Origin of the sequence: Lysinibacillus sp. NPDC048646, from assembly GCF_050272295.1 — a bacterium.
GTDB lineage: Bacteria > Bacillota > Bacilli > Bacillales_A > Planococcaceae > Lysinibacillus.
This window is the reverse complement of the sequence record NZ_JBNNLZ010000003.1, coordinates 204,408-220,722: the sequence shown is the minus strand read 5'-3', so window position 1 is coordinate 220,722 and position 16,315 is coordinate 204,408. Positions and strand designations below refer to the sequence as shown.

General features: G+C 39.7%; 20 protein-coding genes. 16 read left to right on the top strand and 4 right to left on the bottom strand.

The features are described 5' to 3' along the window. Positions 1–163 precede the first annotated feature (163 nt). Together sigK and pssA are read right to left on the bottom strand one after the other, a co-directional pair. Positions 164–871: an RNA polymerase sporulation sigma factor SigK gene (gene sigK / locus ACQKII_RS05660; RefSeq protein ID WP_427457156.1), complete on the bottom strand. Its 708-nt coding sequence runs from the start codon at positions 869–871 to the stop codon at positions 164–166. 86 nt (positions 872–957) lie between these two features. After that, a complete protein-coding gene (gene pssA / locus ACQKII_RS05655; protein WP_427457465.1) occupies positions 958–1,458 on the bottom strand; it encodes a CDP-diacylglycerol--serine O-phosphatidyltransferase in 501 nt (166 codons plus the stop codon). A gap of 136 nt (positions 1,459–1,594) precedes the next feature. On the opposite strand from pssA, the gene ACQKII_RS05650 reads away from it, so the two are divergent. From ACQKII_RS05650 to ACQKII_RS05595, 12 genes are all read left to right on the top strand, one after another. Next, positions 1,595–2,377: a phosphatidylserine decarboxylase gene (locus ACQKII_RS05650; protein WP_427457154.1), complete on the top strand. Its 783-nt coding sequence runs from the start codon at positions 1,595–1,597 to the stop codon at positions 2,375–2,377. 36 nt (positions 2,378–2,413) lie between these two features. Further along, positions 2,414–2,935: a YqeG family HAD IIIA-type phosphatase gene (locus ACQKII_RS05645; protein WP_427457152.1), complete on the top strand. Its 522-nt coding sequence runs from the start codon at positions 2,414–2,416 to the stop codon at positions 2,933–2,935. Continuing rightward, complete coding sequence (yqeH, locus tag ACQKII_RS05640; RefSeq protein ID WP_427457150.1) at positions 2,932–4,035, top strand: ribosome biogenesis GTPase YqeH; 1,104 nt, start codon at positions 2,932–2,934, stop codon at positions 4,033–4,035. Before ACQKII_RS05645 ends, yqeH begins: the two co-directional genes overlap by 4 nt. 27 nt (positions 4,036–4,062) lie before the next feature. Continuing rightward, on the top strand, positions 4,063–4,893 hold the full coding sequence (gene aroE / locus ACQKII_RS05635; protein WP_427457148.1) for a shikimate dehydrogenase: 831 nt from the start codon (positions 4,063–4,065) through the stop codon (positions 4,891–4,893). Positions 4,894–4,898: 5 nt separating this feature from the next. After that, a complete protein-coding gene (gene yhbY, locus ACQKII_RS05630) occupies positions 4,899–5,201 on the top strand; it encodes a ribosome assembly RNA-binding protein YhbY (protein WP_143995518.1) in 303 nt (100 codons plus the stop codon). Positions 5,202–5,210: 9 nt separating this feature from the next. Then, positions 5,211–5,780, top strand: a complete 570-nt coding sequence (locus ACQKII_RS05625) for a nicotinate-nucleotide adenylyltransferase (RefSeq protein ID WP_427457146.1) — start codon at positions 5,211–5,213, stop codon at positions 5,778–5,780. Next, positions 5,770–6,342, top strand: coding sequence for a bis(5'-nucleosyl)-tetraphosphatase (symmetrical) YqeK (gene yqeK, locus ACQKII_RS05620; RefSeq protein WP_427457144.1), 573 nt, complete (start codon positions 5,770–5,772; stop codon positions 6,340–6,342). Before ACQKII_RS05625 ends, yqeK begins: the two co-directional genes overlap by 11 nt. Next, positions 6,339–6,683, top strand: a complete 345-nt coding sequence (rsfS, locus tag ACQKII_RS05615) for a ribosome silencing factor (RefSeq protein ID WP_143995515.1) — start codon at positions 6,339–6,341, stop codon at positions 6,681–6,683. Before yqeK ends, rsfS begins: the two co-directional genes overlap by 4 nt. Further along, complete coding sequence (locus ACQKII_RS05610; RefSeq protein WP_427457142.1) at positions 6,684–7,424, top strand: class I SAM-dependent DNA methyltransferase; 741 nt, start codon at positions 6,684–6,686, stop codon at positions 7,422–7,424. Positions 7,425–7,663: 239 nt separating this feature from the next. Next, on the top strand, positions 7,664–8,311 hold the full coding sequence (locus tag ACQKII_RS05605) for a helix-hairpin-helix domain-containing protein (protein WP_427457141.1): 648 nt from the start codon (positions 7,664–7,666) through the stop codon (positions 8,309–8,311). A gap of 114 nt (positions 8,312–8,425) precedes the next feature. Continuing rightward, positions 8,426–8,995, top strand: coding sequence for a ComE operon protein 2 (locus tag ACQKII_RS05600; RefSeq protein WP_427457139.1), 570 nt, complete (start codon positions 8,426–8,428; stop codon positions 8,993–8,995). A gap of 125 nt (positions 8,996–9,120) precedes the next feature. After that, positions 9,121–11,283, top strand: coding sequence for a DNA internalization-related competence protein ComEC/Rec2 (locus ACQKII_RS05595; protein ID WP_427457137.1), 2,163 nt, complete (start codon positions 9,121–9,123; stop codon positions 11,281–11,283). 36 nt (positions 11,284–11,319) lie between these two features. On the opposite strand, the gene ACQKII_RS05590 is transcribed toward ACQKII_RS05595, so the two are convergent. After that, the gene (locus ACQKII_RS05590) at positions 11,320–11,457 is read right to left on the bottom strand and encodes a YqzM family protein (protein ID WP_427457135.1); all 138 of its coding nucleotides are present in this window, start codon (positions 11,455–11,457) and stop codon (positions 11,320–11,322) included. Positions 11,458–11,621: 164 nt separating this feature from the next. Here ACQKII_RS05590 and holA point away from each other — a divergent pair, with 164 nt between their 5' ends. Both holA and ACQKII_RS05580 read left to right on the top strand, forming a co-directional pair. Further along, complete coding sequence (holA, locus tag ACQKII_RS05585) at positions 11,622–12,632, top strand: DNA polymerase III subunit delta (RefSeq protein WP_427457133.1); 1,011 nt, start codon at positions 11,622–11,624, stop codon at positions 12,630–12,632. Between the two features lie 57 nt (positions 12,633–12,689). Continuing rightward, positions 12,690–13,724: an acyltransferase gene (locus tag ACQKII_RS05580; RefSeq protein WP_427457131.1), complete on the top strand. Its 1,035-nt coding sequence runs from the start codon at positions 12,690–12,692 to the stop codon at positions 13,722–13,724. A gap of 121 nt (positions 13,725–13,845) precedes the next feature. Here the strand turns inward: ACQKII_RS05580 and rpsT are convergent, their stop codons facing one another. Further along, a complete protein-coding gene (rpsT, locus tag ACQKII_RS05575; protein ID WP_427457129.1) occupies positions 13,846–14,094 on the bottom strand; it encodes a 30S ribosomal protein S20 in 249 nt (82 codons plus the stop codon). Positions 14,095–14,257: 163 nt separating this feature from the next. Here rpsT and gpr point away from each other — a divergent pair, with 163 nt between their 5' ends. Both gpr and spoIIP read left to right on the top strand, forming a co-directional pair. Next, positions 14,258–15,274: a GPR endopeptidase gene (gene gpr, locus ACQKII_RS05570; RefSeq protein WP_427457127.1), complete on the top strand. Its 1,017-nt coding sequence runs from the start codon at positions 14,258–14,260 to the stop codon at positions 15,272–15,274. Positions 15,275–15,325: 51 nt separating this feature from the next. Next, positions 15,326–16,147, top strand: a complete 822-nt coding sequence (gene spoIIP / locus ACQKII_RS05565; protein ID WP_427457125.1) for a stage II sporulation protein P — start codon at positions 15,326–15,328, stop codon at positions 16,145–16,147. Positions 16,148–16,315: the final 168 nt, after the last annotated feature.

The window sequence follows — 16,315 nt, the reverse complement described above, 5'->3', positions numbered from 1 at the left end:
CGGACTTGTGTGATACCGTTTAAAAACAATACAAAATTCCACCACATTATTAAATGTTTAGCAGCGGGTGGTTTTTTGTCCGAAAGCGCACAAGTAGTACCGGAGAATTACGTTGAGATATATTCGATCTGTTGAATTTTTGTGCATAACAATTTACAATAAACTATTCAATAGACTTTTGATCCCGTTTGTAAAATTGATAGAGTTTAATGAGGGCTCGCTTTTCAATACGAGATACATAGCTACGAGAAATGTTCAAGCGGGCAGCAATTTCTTTTTGCGTGAGTGCATCTTGATGATTTAAGCCATAACGAAGTGTCACAATTTCAAGCTCTCGTTCATCAAGCATGTGTAAATAGCGATACAGCTGTGCAACGTGTTCCTTATGTTCGAGCTTTTCTGTTGCACTCTCTTCATCACATTGCAGGAGGTCACGAATCTGCAAAGCATTGCCATCTTTGTCTGTACCAATTGGTTCAAATAAGGATACATCCTTTTGAACTTTCTTTTGGGTACGCAAGTGCATTAAAATTTCATTTTCGATACAGCGTGCTGCGTACGTAGCTAACCGTGTTTTTTTGTCAGGGGTATAGCTTTCAACGGCCTTCATAAGACCAATCGTACCGATGGAAATATAGTCATCAAGCTGCTCATGCTTTGGATGGAATTTCTTTACGACATGTGCGACGAGCCTCATATTGCGTTCGATTAAATCTAGACGTGCTTGCTCATCACCACCTAAAAATCGTTCAATACAAGCAGCTTCCTCTTCCTTTGAAAAGGGCTTATGGAATGTTTGCCCCTTTAAGTAGCCTAATAATGCTGGAATTTCAAACCATAATTGAAGCATAGAAGTAAAAATTCCGCTCATTGAATGATTTCATCCTTTCCCCATTTTTCGACAGTATATGTTAAGAAACGGCGTTCAATGAAAAAAGTGCAACAGCAAGTTTGCTGTTACACTTTTTTTAACGTGAATGTACTAATCATTAATAACGCTAGTATTGGAAAAAGGAAAAGATAAAACGCAGGGTGGAACGTATATGATGCAAAATACGTTAATGTTAATAACGTACCTGCAGCTGTAATCGGTAACCCTGTGAAAAAGCCATTAGCTTCACTAATATTGAAGCGAGCTAATCGCATCGCACCGCAGACGATGTAAAGAACGGTCATCATCATACCGACAAAACCAAAGTCGACAAGGACAACTTCATACATTAATAATGCAGGTGCTACACCAAATGATATAATATCACTCATAGAATCTAATTGCTTACCTAACTCAGATTCTTGTCCGAGCGCGCGCGCTACTTTTCCATCGTAACGATCAAGAAGGGCTGCAATAAAGATAAACAGGACACTATAGCTATAATATTCATGTAAAGTGGCCATTATGGCCGCGCCACCAAAGGACATATTACTAATTGTAATGAAGTTTGCTGCGTGCGATTTCATTTTCTTAACCGTGGTATCCACCAACTTGTGATAAAAAAACAAGGGGGATCACTCCTTTGCACTTAAGATATTGTACCATTATACTTCGGATGCGAAAAAATTGACAGTCTAATTTAATCGATAGGAGTTTTGCTTTATGAAAGAAAAACTGTATCAACGCTTGATAGAATTAACAAACGGCAAACAGTCCTCCCATATTTTGCAAACTATTGCAAAAGCAAAGTGGAGTAGACGTATTATTCCAAGCTATATGAAATTATACGATATTAACCTTGAAGAAGTTTCAAAAAAACCACAACAATTTTCAAGTTTGCATGACTTTTTTACGAGGGAGCTTTTAGAAGAAGCACGACCAATCGTACAAAGTCCCGCAGTCTATGCAAGTCCAGTTGATGCGAAAGTGGAATCGTTTGGCCGTATCGAATGGGATATGACTTTTCTTGTGAAAGGTAAGCCCTATTCTTTACAGGATTTACTGGGAAATGTAGAGCGTGCAGCACAATATACAGACGGACATTACATCGTATTTTACTTAAGTCCAGCTGATTATCATCGTATACATAGCCCGATTGATGGCCATGTACTACGACAATACACACTAGGTCAAACATCTTACCCTGTCAATCAACTCGGTCTCACGTATGGTAAAAAACCGATTTCGCATAATTATCGCCTTGTAACGGAGTTGAAGATGGCGAATGACCAGCAAGTCGCATTCATTAAAGTAGGTGCTACCTTTGTAAACTCGATCGTGCTGACTAATACGACAGCGCATTGGCGTAAGGGCGAGGAAGTCGGCTATTTTTCATTTGGTTCAACAGTGGTTATGTTATTTGAAAAAGATGCAATTGCATTTACTGATAATGTAGTTCAGGGAAGCCCAATTCGAATGGGTGAAGCCTTCGCAAATATGCTATAATGTTCGAATAATACATTTAGATTAGGGGTCGCTATTTTGTATAATTTTTTATTACCAGATGAATTTGTGACGAGTATTTTTGAAGTTACGCCAGAAAAGCTACAAGAATTAGGCATTAAAGGTATTATTACGGATTTAGATAATACGCTTGTGGAATGGGACCGTGCAGATGCAACGGAAGAGCTCATTATTTGGCTACGTATTATGAAAGAGTCAGGCATCCGCGTGATCATCGCGTCGAATAACAACGAGGCACGTGTTAAGCATTTTGCTGAACCACTTGGGATTCCGTATATTCATAAAGCGAAAAAGCCATTCCGTAATGCCTTTTATAGTGCCATTATTCAACTTGGGTTACGTCCCAATGAAGTAGTAATGGTTGGAGATCAGCTATTAACAGACGTAATGGGGGCCAATCGGTTAGGTTTGCATACGGTTTTAGTAAAGCCAGTTGCACAATCTGATGGGCTCGTTACAAAATTTAATCGTTTCATTGAGCGCCGAGTGTTCAATGATTTAAAACGAAAAGGAATACTTACTTGGGAGGAAAAAGAATGAACGAAATGCCAAATTGTATTGGCTGTGGTACGACAATTCAAACAGAAGAGAAAACAGCAGTTGGGTATGCACCCCCATCATCATTAGAAAAAGACGTGGTCATATGCCAACGTTGCTTCCGTTTGAAAAATTACAATGAAATTCAACCAGTGTCATTAACAGATGACGACTTTTTACGTATTTTAAATGGTCTAGGAACACAGCAAGGCTTAATCGTAAAAATTGTTGATATTTTTGACTTCAATGGGAGCTGGCTGCCAGGGCTTCACCGCTTCGTTGGCAAGAATCCAGTGTTGTTAGTAGCAAATAAAGCCGATTTATTGCCTAAGTCTGTGAAGCCTAAAAAAGTGATTAATTGGTTAAAACGTGAAGCAAAGGCACTCGGTTTACAGCCAATTGATGTACTTTTAGTCAGTGCACATAAGGGCAAAGGGATGGCTGAAGCAATGGAGGCTATCGACGAATACCGGAATGGACAAAATGTTTATGTTGTAGGTTGTACAAATGTTGGGAAATCGACTTTCATTAATCGCATTATTAAACAAGCAACTGGTGAAGGAGAAGTAATTACAACATCTCATTTCCCGGGCACGACATTAGATATGATTGAAATTCCACTTGATGATGGTAGTGCATTATATGATACACCGGGAATTATTAATCACCATCAGATGGCACACCATATTGACGCAAGTGAATTGAAATATATTATGCCTAAAAAAGAAATAAAGCCAAAAGTATATCAGCAAAATGCGGGCCAAACTTTATTTATTGGGGCGCTTGCTCGCTTTGACTTTATCCAAGGGGATCGTTCAGCATTTACGGTACATGTGGCAAATGATTTGCCAATTCACCGAACGAAGCTCGACAAGGCGGATGCATTATATGCTGAGCATAAAGGGGAGTTACTTGCACCCCCAACTGCAGATTTTATAGACCAGTTACCAGAATTGGTACGTCACGAGTTTTCGATAAAAGAAGCGAAAACTGATGTTGTATTTTCTGGTCTTGGTTGGATTACGATACAGCATGCAAATGTTGTCGTTGCAGCACATGCGCCTAAAGGTGTACAAGTATCGATTCGTCCGTCACTCATTTAATTATCGGAAGAGAAGAGGCACTAGACAATGAAGAAATGGTTTGCAGTTATTGGTGATCCAATCGAGCATTCGAAATCACCAGCAATGCACAATGCCTGGTTTGAAGAGATGGCTATCGATGCGACTTATATACCAGTGCATGTGACATCACAAAATTTAGAGGCGGCAGTTAGTGGTTTTAAAACATTAGGTGCAAGTGGCTGGAACGTCACAATTCCACATAAAACTGCGATCATTCCTTATTTAGATGAGCTAGACCAGTTAGCCGAGAAAATGGGTGCAGTCAATACAGTTGTACGAACAAAAGAAGGCAAATTAAAAGGGTATAATACAGACGGAGATGGATTTGTTCGCTCACTTGAAGAAGCTGTTGGCAAATCGCATAAAAAAAAGCCAGTGCTTCTAATTGGAGCTGGTGGGGCAGCACGTGGGATTGCTTTTGCGATGCATCAGCAAGGTTATACTAATTTAACCATTGCAAATCGTACAGTAGCGAATGCACAGACTATTGTTGATGAAATGGGCACAGGTCGTGCCATTTCGTTGGTACAAGCAGAGAAAACATTGGCTGACTTCAGCATTTTAGTGCAAATGACGTCAGCTGGGCTTGCTACGGGCAATTTTTCAATGCCATTTTCACTAGATCGACTTGCAAAGGGCGCAATTGTGGCGGATATTGTGTATAATCCATTAATGACGCCTTTTTTACAAGTGGCTGAAGAAAAAGGGGCAACCGTCGTTACAGGTCTTGGGATGTTCGTGCATCAAGGAGCGATTGCTTTCAATTACTGGCTTGGCGAATACCCAAATACAAATTCAATGATTGCGCAATTGAAGGCGCGATTAGGAGGACAATAATTTTTATGTTAACAGGTAAACAAAAGCGTTTTTTACGTGCGGAAGCACATCATTTAACTCCAATTTTCCAAGTAGGAAAAGGCGGCGTTAATGACGAAATGACAAAGCAAATTCGAGAAGCATTAGAAGTACGTGAGCTTATTAAGGTACGTATTTTAGATAACTGTGAAGAAGACAAGCATGATGTGGCACAATCTCTTGCGAAAGGGGCACATGCGGAGCTTGTACAATTAATAGGTCTAACAGTTGTTTTATATAAAGAATCACGCAATAACAAAAAGATTGTATTACCAAAAGCAGCGAAATAAGGTGAGACAATGAAGAAAGTCGGTTTACTCGGAGGGACGTTTAATCCACCACATATCGGACATTTAATGATGGCAAATGAAGTACTTCATGCGTTAGAATTAGATGAAATTCGTTTTATGCCGAATGCATTACCACCGCATAAGCAGGCTTGTCATGATGCAAGTGATGCACATCGTCTTGAAATGGTAAAGCGTGCAATTCGTCCATATCCGCAATTTCGTGTGGAGTCGTATGAGGTAGTCAAAGGTGGCGTATCCTATTCGTATGAGACACTTGCTGCATTATGTGCGAGAGAGTCCGATGTACAGTTTTACTTTATCATTGGTGGAGATATGATTGATTCGCTTCATACGTGGTACTGTATCGACGAATTAGTAAAGCTTGTGCAATTTGTAGGTGTGAAACGTCCAAGTACGGAGGCACGAACAGAGTACCCTGTATTAATGGTGGAAGTGCCACAAATCGATTTATCGTCAACCTTGATTCGTGAACGCCTTGCTACTGGTGGAACGGTAACATTTTTACTGCCTGAAGCGGTAGAGACGTTCATACGAGAGGAAGGTCTATATGGAACGTGAACAGTATTTAGCGGCGATTAAGCCACGTATGCCTGAAAAGCGCTATATTCATACGATTGGTGTGATGGAAACAGCGATGGAGTTAGCGAAGGCGTATGGTGAGGACGAAAGAAAAGCTGAAACAGCGGCCATACTTCACGATATTGCGAAGTATGCAGATATCGATTGGATGGAGAAAATTGTTCACGACGAAAAACTAGATCAACGTCTTATTGGATGGGGTAGTGAATTACTACATGGACCCATTGGTGCGTATATTGCAGAACATGAATTTGGCATTGTTGATGAGGATGTATTAAATGCCATTCGGTTTCATACGACAGGGCGAGTAGGCATGAGCCATTTAGAGAAAATACTTTTTGTTGCAGATATGATTGAACCAAATCGCCATTTTGATGGTGTAGAACGTCTGCGCAAGAAGGCACAAAAGAATTTGGATAAGGCCGTGAGTGCTTGTGTGCGTCATACATTGGCGTTTTTAATCGATACGAAGCAAGCGATTTATCCACTATCAATAGAATGTTATAACGATTTGATGAAAAGAGAGGACAGTGAAGGATGACTTCAACTTTATTACAGGCAGCTTACAAAGCAATTGACGACAAACATGGTGAGGATATTGTCGTGTTAAATATGCAAGGTATTTCACTATTAGCAGATTACTTCATTATTGCTCATGGTAACTCAGACCGCCAAGTGCAAGCAATTGCACGTGAATTACAAGATGTGGCAGTGAAAGAGGGCCATGAGATTCGTCGGGTGGAAGGCTTCGATGGCGCACGTTGGATTCTTGTAGACCTTGGTGATGTTGTGGCACACGTATTCCACAAGGATGAGCGTGCTTATTATAATTTAGAGCGTCTTTGGGGCGATGCACCTCAACTAGACATTCCTGAAGCGTAAGTGAGTAGCTATGAGCGTTTTGCTCAGGTGTATGATGAGCTGCAAACTGACATTCCTTATAGTCACTATGTGGAATGGGTGATGCGGCATGCATCGAACAAACAATTTCCGAAACTTTTAGATATTGGCTGTGGCACAGGTGTACTTGGTCTAATGCTTGCAGATGCCGGCTACAAGGTAAGCGGTGTCGATTTATCTGAGGAGATGCTCGCTATTGCGGCGGAGCGTTTTGCAGATGTGGGCGTGCATGTACCACTTTACTGCATGTCAATGCATGAATTAGACGGATTTGCGGAACTTGATGTTGTCACAATTGCTATTGATTCACTCAATTATGTTGTTGAGGAAGAGGACGTATATGCAACATTAAAACATATTTTTGAGGCTTTACGAGATGGTGGGCAGCTCTTCTTTGATGTCCATTCATTATTTAAAATGGATGATATCTTTTTAGATGGTCCTTTTACGTATGATGACGGTGATATTAGTTATGTATGGCATACTGAGCCTGGTGACTTTGAGCATTCTGTTGTCCATCAAATGACGTTTTATGTGCGTGATGTGGCAAGTGACTTGTACGAGCGCTTCGACGAGGAGCATGTGCAACGTACATTCCCGATTGAACAATATATGACATGGCTTCGTACGATTGGTTTTACAGAGGTTGAGGTAACGGCTGATTTTACAGACGAAGCACCTGAATACGAAAGCGAACGCATTTTTATACGTGCGGTGAAATAATAGCTACAGCCCGGTTGAAGTTCTAAACTTTATCGGGCTGTTTTTTAAATTTAAAATGGTGATTGTTAGTTGTTTAGTCGTAGAAATGTGGCAAGAGTTGTGCAAGGTTATGTGCGAATCTAAAGATCATAACCGAAGATCAATAATAAATTGATAGAATACTTTTCAATTATAGGGGGATATTGTATGATAAAAGAAGCTCCATATGATGTGCCTTTTGCATAGAAAGGATGTTTTTAATGATCCAATCTTTATGGCAAAAGTATAGAAAAAGTGTGTTGCTCCCCGGCATGCTTGTTATCAGTGGACTTTGTTACTTCTATTTTTCGAGTTCTGACTCTTCACCTCCCCAAGAAGAGCTCATCGAAACAATCCAACTTACTGAACAAACTGCATCAATAGAGCCTGTCCAAGAAGCGGTCTCCCAACAGGTGATTGTTGATGTAAAAGGTGCTGTCTTACATCCAGGTGTTTATGAGCTTAAGCCAGAGCAGCGTATTATGGATGCAGTGCAGTTAGCCGGTGGCTATACACAGGATGCAGAAACGCAGTTTATTAATCATGCACAAAAAGTGTTAGATGAAATGATCATTTATATTCCTACGAAGGGTGAGCAACTAGATCAAGTAACTTCTAGTTTTATCGCTTTGCCTTCTTTTGAAACGTCTAAAGACAGTGAGGGCGTGAAAGACGGGAAGATTAATTTAAATAAGGCGGATGAGGCTACACTAACAACTTTATCAGGAATTGGAACGTCTAAGGCGCAAAGCATTATTGCCTATCGACAGGAAAACGGTAGCTTTCAATCGATAGAGGATTTAAAAAAGGTGACGGGCATTGGCGACAAGACGTTTGAAAAACTAAAAGATTCAATTACGGTAAAGTAAACTCTTCAATATTTTGTGATATTGACGTCTCTTTTCAAAAAGGGCTACACTATAGTAGAAAAGCGATCGTTGACAGTGAGTCGCGGTTGCCTAAAAACTTTTGGAGGTAGTCATATGGAGCGTATTACTTGGGATCAATTTTTCATGGCACAAAGCCATTTACTCGCTTTACGAAGCACTTGTACAAGACTAGCAGTAGGTGCAACGGTTGTACGTGATAAACGTATTATTGCTGGGGGTTATAACGGTTCGATTACTGGTGATGCACATTGTATCGAAGAAGGCTGCTATGTCGTTGATAATCATTGTGTCCGTACGATACATGCAGAAATGAATGCACTCCTACAATGTGCAAAGTACGGTACGCCGACAAAGGGTGCAGACCTTTACGTTACACATTTTCCCTGTCTGCCATGTACAAAATCAATAATCCAAGCTGGTATTGAGCGCGTGTATTATGCAACAGATTATAAAAATAACCCTTATGCACAGGAACTTTTTAAAAAAGCTGGAGTGGAAGTCTTACATGTCCCATTTGATGAACGTAAAATTGACTTCTTAAGCAATGAAAAATTAGCCTTGTACATAGACATGCTGCACGAGTTACGTGAGAGTGGCCTACCAGCGGAAAAATTACTCCCTTATGAACAGAAGGTGAGTGCATTATTTGGCAAAACACTGTAAAGCATAAATGGATTTATGTAGCACTGGCTGTACTTGTAGCATCATTAGCAGCACACAAGTCAACATGGCTACTAATCATTTTACTCCTATTAGCAATGTGGCTTATCTTTAAAGGAGAGTCACATGTGCATGCAGCGCTCGTTGTGGGCGCTGGACTTCTTTCATTTTTCTTCTTATCAATCGTTCAATTGACGGAGCCTTCCCCTTTACCGTCATCCTTTCAATTAACATGGACAAGTGAATATAAAATTAATGGTCAAAAACTACGTGGCTTTGCAAAAACAGAGACTGGTGAAAAATTATATGTTGTATATACCATGTCCTCAGAACACGAGAAAAATTTTTATGAAAATACATCGATTTCAGGCTATAGGTATCTTGTACATGGAGAGCTTGTAGCGCCGACGCCACCCGCCCATAAATACGCTTTCTCGATGCAAGATTATTTGGTGAGTAAAGGTGCAAATGGCATATTCGAAGTGACGAGCTGGAAATATGTATCCGCAGAGAAATCGATTCGAACACTTCTTGCGCAGCAAAGATTGCACTTAAAAAAGCATATTGAGGCTACGTTTCCACAGTCACTCGTTGCAGAGGCCCAGGCGCTTCTCATAGGCTTGCAGGATTATGTCGACGAGGAACTACAGCGGGCTTATCAAAAACTCGGCATTACCCATTTATTTGCGATTTCAGGTCTACACGTGGCACTTGTGTCATGGTTGTTTTACGAAGGCCTTTTGCGCGTAGGCGTACGTAAAGAAATGGCTAGGGTTGTTTTACTCATTATTTTACCTATCTACGGGATGTTGGCTGGCGGTGCCCCTTCGATATGGCGCGCAGTTTCCGTAGTTGAATTTGTCATGCTGATGCGTTATGTGAAGTGGCATGTACCCATTGATGATGCACTTGCCATTAGCTTTATTGGATTTGTTCTACTTGAACCTGGTGTCATTTTTCAGGTAGGTTTTCAATTGTCGTATTTAGCAACATTGAGCATTGTCTATTCAAGAGCAATTTTTAAACAATCAAAGGGTTGGTTGATGCAGTCATTTTTGATAACATTCGTTTGCCAACTTCTTGTGTATCCGCTATTGCTCCATCATTTTTATGAAGTTTCCATTTCCTCATTTTTAGCTAATATAATCTTCGTACCACTATTTTCATTTATCATTTTACCCGCTAATATTGTACTGCTTGTAATGACGTATACATCTATACCTGTGACAAAGTTAATGTTCTATGTATATGAGCCATTACGTGTTTGGCTGACGGAGGCAATACTTTATTTACAAGCATTACCGTATCAGCTTTGGACACCAGGTAAGCCTGTAATTTGGCTTGTTTGTATGGCATTTGTCAGTGTCTTAGCAGGTTTATATTTTTTAGAGGAAAGGCATTATGGTAAGTTCGTTTTTGTGCTCGTCGTTCCAGTTATTTGTATTCACGTTGCGCCAATGTTATATAACGACACAAAAATTTCGTTTTTAAATGTAGGACAGGGAGATTGCACGGTTATTGAATTGCCTTTTAGGCGAGCTGTGTATGTTGTTGATGCCGGTGGACTTCTTCGCTTTGAACAGGAGGCATGGAAGACGTCTAATAACCCATACGAGGTCGGTAAACAGGTTGTTGTGCCTTTTTTAAAGGGCAAGGGTATACGAGCAATAGATATTTTCTTAGTTACACATGCGGACGCTGACCATGTGGAGGGAGCAGAAGAAGTATTAGCGGAAATTCGCATGCTAGAAATTCATGTAACACCAGGCTCAATCGATAAACCTGTGATGCAAGATTTGTTAGTAGAAGCACAGCAACAAAAGGTGTCGGTTAAGGAAAAGATGCAAGGAACAGCATGGCGAGTGGGCGAGACAAGCTTTCACTATTTATGGCCCCGTGAGACGGATTATGAGGGTAATAATGATTCGATTGTGTTATATATGCAGCAAGGGGCGTTTAGAGCGCTGCTAACAGGTGATTTGGAGGAGGATGGGGAAAGATCGCTCATTAAGCTTTATGGCAACCAGATAGCGAATATGACGCTTTTAAAGGCAGGGCATCATGGCAGTAAAACGTCAAGTAGCGAGCCCTTTGTTGAGCTCTTACAGCCTGAAGTGACGATTTTTAGTGCAGGGCTTAATAATCGCTACAAACATCCACATGATATGGTTGTCGAGCGTTTTATAAAACGACAATTAATGACAAGGACCACCGCAGTAGATGGCTCAATTGAAATCCGCATTCAGGATCATAACTGGACGATGCATACAGAAAAAGACCTTGTCCAATAATGAACAAGGTCTTTTACACCTGTGTAAGAGGTAGGTTTACATTGCAGCATAGTCTACTATTATTGCGATGATGAACATAATAGCAAAGACTGCAAAAGATACGCCGAAACCAATGCCTGAGTCGATTGCATCGTTACGTCTGCATTGTATATTTTTACCTTCAAATGGATTCATTGTTATCCCTCCAATTCTGTTATTTATTATAAGACAACATTTTCATAAAAGCTATATCGAAAACGTGAATTAACCCGGTTGCAAGGAAACGACACAATTCAGTCAAAGTCACAAAAGGCTGTAAATCATGTATACTATTCGTATTGCTAGATGGAGGGGAAACAATGATTTCAAACGTTTGGAACAACATAAAAAAAGGTGAGCTTTCGCCGGTTTATTTGCTTATTGGGGAGGAAAGCTATTTTATAGATGAAACTGTAAAACGTTTAAAAGAAGCAATCGGCCCCGATGAAGAGATAGAAGTGAGTACATTTGATTTAGAAGAAATGCCCGTTGATGTAGTGATTGATGAAGCAGATACCATTCCTTTTTTCTCAGAACGTAAACTTATTATAGCCAAAAATGCTTCGTTTTTAAAAGCGACTGAAAAGGGCAAGGAAAAAATTGATCACGATGTGAAGCGGTTAGAAGCATGGCTTGCACACCCTTCAGATTTTTCTGTGACGGTTTTTATTGCACCATATGAAAAGCTTGATGAACGTAAAAAAGTAACGAAAATGATGAAAGAACATGCATTTTTAGTACAAGCGGAAACACCAAAAGAGCAAGACTTAGCTGTGTGGATGCAAGGGCTTGTGAAAGCAGAGGGAAATACGATTACACAAAATGCCATCGAGCAGCTTGTAACGATGGTTGGACCAAATATGCTTCAGTTACAAATGGAAATTGAAAAACTGGCATTATATTTAGGCGAGGGTGGGGAAATTACGACTGCTTTAGTGGAGGATTTAGTGGCAAAAACATTAGAGCAAGATGCCTTCAAAATGTTGAATGCATATTTTGCGAATGAGCCAGTTGCAGCGCTGTCTATTTACCACGATTTACTGCGCCAAAAGCAAGAACCAATCATGCTTGTAGGTCTTCTTGCGTCAAATGTACGCACAATGTCGAATGTTTTTTATTTATTGAAAAAGGGTTATCATCCGCAGCAAATTGCAAAAAATTTAAAAATCCATCCTTATCGCGTTAAGCTGATGGTCGAGCAGCGTAACCGTCCTTCTGAGGAAAGTTTATTAAAGGCTCTGTACCAGTTAGCTGATGTGGATCTACAGCTAAAAACCGCCGGTGGTAATCGTGAGCGTTACTTAGAACTGTTTTTACTACGACAACTGTAAAAATTTATTTTTTAGTTAGACATAAGTGGTTGTATACTGTCGTGGGGGGTTTTGAACATGCAAAAACGAATTCAGTATATGGACAGCTTACGAGCCCTAGCAATTTTAGGCGTGTTGTTATTACATGCTGCGACACCTTATGTCGTACTTTATGGCAAGATCAATGAAGTCGATTGGCAATTCGGCATAGTTTTTAACGCATTGTCTCGGTGGTGTGTACCAATTTTTTTAATGATTAGTGGAGCACTTTTACTTGGGCGAACGGAAGAATCACTAGGCGTCTTTTTCAAAAAACGTGCCAATAAAATATTACTGCCGTTTATTGCTTGGTCAGTTATCTATTATGCATGGGCAACGTATATGTGGAGCCCTGGCTATTCATGGAAAGAATTTTTTATAATGTTTTTCAATAATCAGATATATTACCATCTATGGTATTTTTATGCACTTATCGGTATTTATTTACTAGCACCGATGTTTAATGTTTTTATCAATCATGCATCTAGACAAATGATTGGCTATGTAATTGTTCTATGGATTTTATTTTATGGAGTCTTCCGCTATTATTCCTATATTGTGAGTAATGAATTTACACTGTTTTTCCCGCTGAGTGAATACATTGGTTTCTTTTTACTCGGCTATTATTTGGCGGCTTTTGAGTTAACGAGGAAATGGCGTATAGGAATATATGTCTTAGGGATGGTCGGTGCAATTGAAACGGTATTACGTACAAATGTTTTAACTGAGGAGCAGGGGCAATTTACAAGCTATGCTTTTTCGTACGCCAGTCCCAATGTTATTGTGATGAGTATTGCACTATTTGTCTTTGTGAAATATTGGGTTAATCGAAAGGTAGCACGTGGTACGTATGAGACAAGCGGAATTATCAAACTAATTGGGCAAACTAGTTTTGGTGTGTACTTAGTTCATGCAATGATTCTAGATAAAGTACGTCCTTACTTTTTTGAAGGCAACGAGCTCTTTTTTAAGCCGGTCATTGCAATTCCGTTGCAAGTATTCATTATTTTAGTGCTATCAACAATTATTGTGTGGATCATCCAAAAAATACCACTGTTAAAACGATTTGTCTAGATGTGGTATTTTATAAGAAATTAAAAAAGTTGTCCAAAATAAGTTTTGGGCAGCTTTTTTTGTTGAAGAATGAAAAAAGACCAGCTACTCCTGACAGAGTAATCTGATCCTTTATAAACATTTACGCTTTTTTAGCTAGGCGAGACTTTTTACGAGCCGCCGCGTTTTTGTGGATAAGTCCTTTTGAAGCTGCTTTATCTAAAGATTTGTAAGCTGCTTGTAAAAGTTCTTGTGCGTTTTCAGCGTTAACAGCAACAGCGCTTTCAGCTTTTTTCACTGTAGTACGCATTGCAGATTTAGCTTGAGAGTTAGCAGCGTTAGCTTTTGCGTTAACTTTTACGCGTTTAATCGCAGATTTAATGTTTGGCATATCTTTCACCTCCTAAAATAGGTACGAGATGATATCTTCTCATTGATTTCTTGTGTTAATACAACAAAAATCATTTTAACAAACACTAGGCTAAATTGCAATAGATAAATGCAAAGAATATTTACTTGACAGTTTGAACAAACTATCAATTGAGGTGAACTATATGCAAAATTTAAATTGGCAACGTACAGACTTAATTGATGAATCGGATGAGGTTGTTTTACATCAAACGAGGGAGCAGAAAGAAACACTAGAGCAGTCGAGTGGTGTTCAAGTGGAAGATCGAAATGCTGGCCGAGTGAAAATTACGGATGTGCAAGTCAATCCTGAAGGCGAAAAACAAATCGGTAAAAAGGAAGGGCAGTATATTACACTGTCTGTCCCAACCCTTACGTTAGAAGATAAGGATGGTTTTCAACAGCTTGAGGAGGCACTCCTTTCGAATTTTAAAAAATTACACGAGTCGATTTCCTGGAAAGATGATGACAAAATTTTAATCATAGGTTTAGGAAATCGCACAATTACACCTGATGCTATAGGACCTTACTTAATCGATCATTTGCATAGTCTTGAGCAAATCGATGACAAATTTGTGATGTACGCGCCAGGGGTAACAGGACAAACAGGCTATGAAACAGGTGAATTCGTCGCGGCATTGGCAGAACGTTTAAAACCAAAGTTAATTATCGTAGTAGATGCCCTCGCAACGAGAGCAAGTAGTCGTTTATGCAAAACAGTACAGCTTACAGATACGGGTATCCACCCTGGTTCTGGCGTAGGAAATCAACGCCAGGAAATTTCATTTGAAATGCTTGGTGTTCCTGTAACAGCAATTGGTGTCCCGACTGTGGTGGATGCACCCGTTTTAATCGCAGATGCAGTAGAGCAAATGTTACGCTCTATAGCGGCACGTGTCGCAGAACGTGGTAAACCTTCGTCCAAATTATCGCTATCTTCTTGGCAACCAGATATCAACAAAGAATTAGATATGTCACTGATAACACCAATTTTTGGGGAATGGGCTACATGGTCGAAGGAGGAGCGTCAGCAGTTGTTTGAAGAAACATTTGCGGCTTCTCATTCACAGCTAATGGTCACACCAAAAGAAGCTGATTATTGGATTGATAAGTATGCAACACTCATTTCATCTATGCTAATGAAGTGGGCAAGCGAACTATAATTTCATCGTTCTAAAAGACACATCCCCTCCATACGATAAGGGGAGGAGGGTGTGACTTTGCTAAAAAAACTACAATGGTCAACTGGTCTATTATTGTTCTTCTTCGTATTACCTGTCATTGCTGGGCAACTTCCGTTCAACAAGCAAGCATCGACTCCGTTAAAGCAACCAGAGGATAAACAAGTCGTGTTTGCCGCTACGAATTTAGCTGAACAAAGTGTGCTAGAGCAGACGAAAGATCCCTTTAAAGTTTTATTGTTATTTACCCATACACATGAAGCATATGAGCCAATGGTGCAAGCTGTCAGCGGAAAAGTAGCGACTTCTCATGAAACGACCAACATTTTTAGTTTGCAAGATATGATTGTCAATCATTTTAACGTAAATGGATTGCAAACAGAGGTTCTAGATGTAGATGTCATGAAAGAAATTAAACTAGAAGGCAGAGGTTATCATGAAGCTTACAATGTGATGAGACCACATTTGAGTAAAAATTTAGAAACAAATAAATATGATTTAATATTAGATTTACATCGAGATTCTTTAAAACACGATCGAACAACTTTAGCGTATAATGGTGAAAACTATGCGAAAATAGCCTTAGTTGTAGGAGCTGAGCATGCGAATTATCGATGGAACACTGCATATGCTGAAAGTTTATCGACAACATTAAATTCGATTGTTCCTAATATTTCTAAGGGCGTTATATCTAAAAGTGGCGATGGCGTCGATGGACGTTACAATCAAGATTTAGCAAAACAAATGATGATTGTAGAGGTTGGGGGAATTGGCAATAATGAAGATGAAATCAATCGAACAATTGCTGTTTTAGGGAAAGCTATTGCAAAAGCTTTTGCAACGGAAAAGAAATAACGTTTTTCGAATCGTTTTCGGCAAATCATTAAATTCATGCTAATCTTCGCAAACTAGCGTGAGCTTGCAATAATTTCCATTCGATGCGACTTAATAGCCCTTTATTTACCCAGGTCCTTTTACCAATTTCTGATACGGACACTTGTTATAGCATCAAAATACTTTTTA